The organism is Amycolatopsis sp. cmx-11-32 (assembly GCF_047608695.1).
Taxonomy (GTDB): Bacteria; Actinomycetota; Actinomycetes; order Mycobacteriales; family Pseudonocardiaceae; genus Amycolatopsis.
In genome coordinates this window covers 1-1553 of sequence record NZ_JADNQN010000044.1, presented here as the reverse complement: position 1 = coordinate 1553, position 1553 = coordinate 1, and the positions used below count along the sequence as shown (strand labels likewise).

The window sequence follows — 1553 nt, the reverse complement described above, 5'->3', positions numbered from 1 at the left end:
CCCTCTTGGTCAGACTGGTGTGAGACACCCCGTGTGAGTGGGGGTTCCTGACCGAGGGCGGGATTGGAGATCCTTATGCATGTGTCCACACCTTCTGACAAGCAGTCCCGGCGTTCCTTCGGCGAGCAGGAGGCCGATCCCGCACCGCGTCCGTCACGGCGGGTGTTCAGCGCGGAATACAAGCTCGCTACGGTCACCGAGTACGAGAACGCACCTGATGGGGAGAAAGGCGCGATCCTGCGCAGGGAAGGTCTCTACTCGTCTCACATCATCGAATGGACACGAGCGCGTGACGCGGGACGTTTGGACGGTGAACTGACCGAGTCGGAGGTGCCGGCGAAACGCGTGAAGAAGTCGGCCGAGCAGATAGAGCTGGAGAAACTCCGCCGACAGAACCAGAAACTGACCTCCGACTTGACGAAAACCCGGATGGCGCTCGACATCATGGGAAAAGCACACGCGCTCTTGGAAGAACTGTCCGAGAGCACGGGCAACGACGAGCCGCCGAAGACATCTTGACGGCCACGTTCACCGAATTACGCGCGGCGGACGTTTCCGTGACGAGATCGTGTGTGCTGACCGGGATATCGCGGGCGACGCACTATCGGCACGTCAACCCGAAAGGTCCGATGCACGGTCCGTGGCTGCCCCGCACGCCGCCGCCGCAGGCCCTCGACACCTCCGAACGGGATCTGGTGCTGGCGTTGCTGACCAGCCCAGCCTACCGGGACCTCGCGATTTCGCAGGTCTGGGCCAGAGAACTCGACGAGGGCAGGTACTGGTGTTCGGTGTCCACGATGTACCGGATCGCTCGCACGGCAGGTCAGGTCCGGGAACGCCGCCGTCTCGCCACCCATCCCGCCCGGGTTCGGCCTGAGTTGGTCGCCCGTGGACCGAGTGAGGTGTGGTCATGGGATATCACCGCGCTGAAAGGACCTTCGAAAGGGATTTGGTACAAATGCTATGTCGTCCTCGACATCTACTCTCGCTATGTCACCGGTTGGCTTGTCGCCGCCACGGAGGACGCGGTCGTGGCGAAGGATTTCCTCGACGACGCCATGAACCGTAATGGCAGTCAGCCGCACACCGTCCACGCTGATCGTGGTGGCGCGATGGTATCGAAACCAGTGTCGGAACTTCTCGTCGATCTCGGTGTCATCCGGTCTCATTCCCGGCCCCGCACCTCGAATGATAACCCGTATTCGGAGGCTCAGTTCAAAACCTTGAAGTATATGCCTGACTTCCCTGAACGATTCGGATCTCTGGAAGACGCACGCGCGTTCTGTGACAGCTTTTTCATGGCTTACAACCATGAGCACCGGCATTCGGGGATCGGGATGCACACCCCCGCGTCGGTGCACTTCGGCACCGCCGAGCAGATCCGGGCCCAGCGGCAGATCACGCTCAACCAGGCCTACGCGGAGCATCCTGAGCGCTTCGCGCGCCGCCCGCGACCACCCAAAATGCCCGAAGCAGCCTGGATCAACCAGCCCTCTGACCAGCTCAAACCGGCGCGCTAACACAACCTGTCTCACTTGACTTGACAACTACCG

2 protein-coding genes are annotated in these 1553 nt (G+C 61.6%); both read left to right on the top strand.

The window, feature by feature from the left end:
- Positions 1 to 81: 81 nt before the first annotated feature.
- The gene (locus ACM6LR_RS39300) at positions 82 to 519 is read left to right on the top strand and encodes a hypothetical protein (protein ID WP_414945653.1); all 438 of its coding nucleotides are present in this window, start codon (positions 82 to 84) and stop codon (positions 517 to 519) included.
- Positions 516 to 1520 carry an IS3 family transposase gene (locus tag ACM6LR_RS39295; protein ID WP_414945652.1) on the top strand — a complete coding sequence of 335 codons (1005 nt, stop codon included), beginning with the start codon at positions 516 to 518 and terminating at the stop codon, positions 1518 to 1520. Before ACM6LR_RS39300 ends, ACM6LR_RS39295 begins: the two co-directional genes overlap by 4 nt.
- The last annotated feature ends 33 nt before the right edge of the window (positions 1521 to 1553 follow it).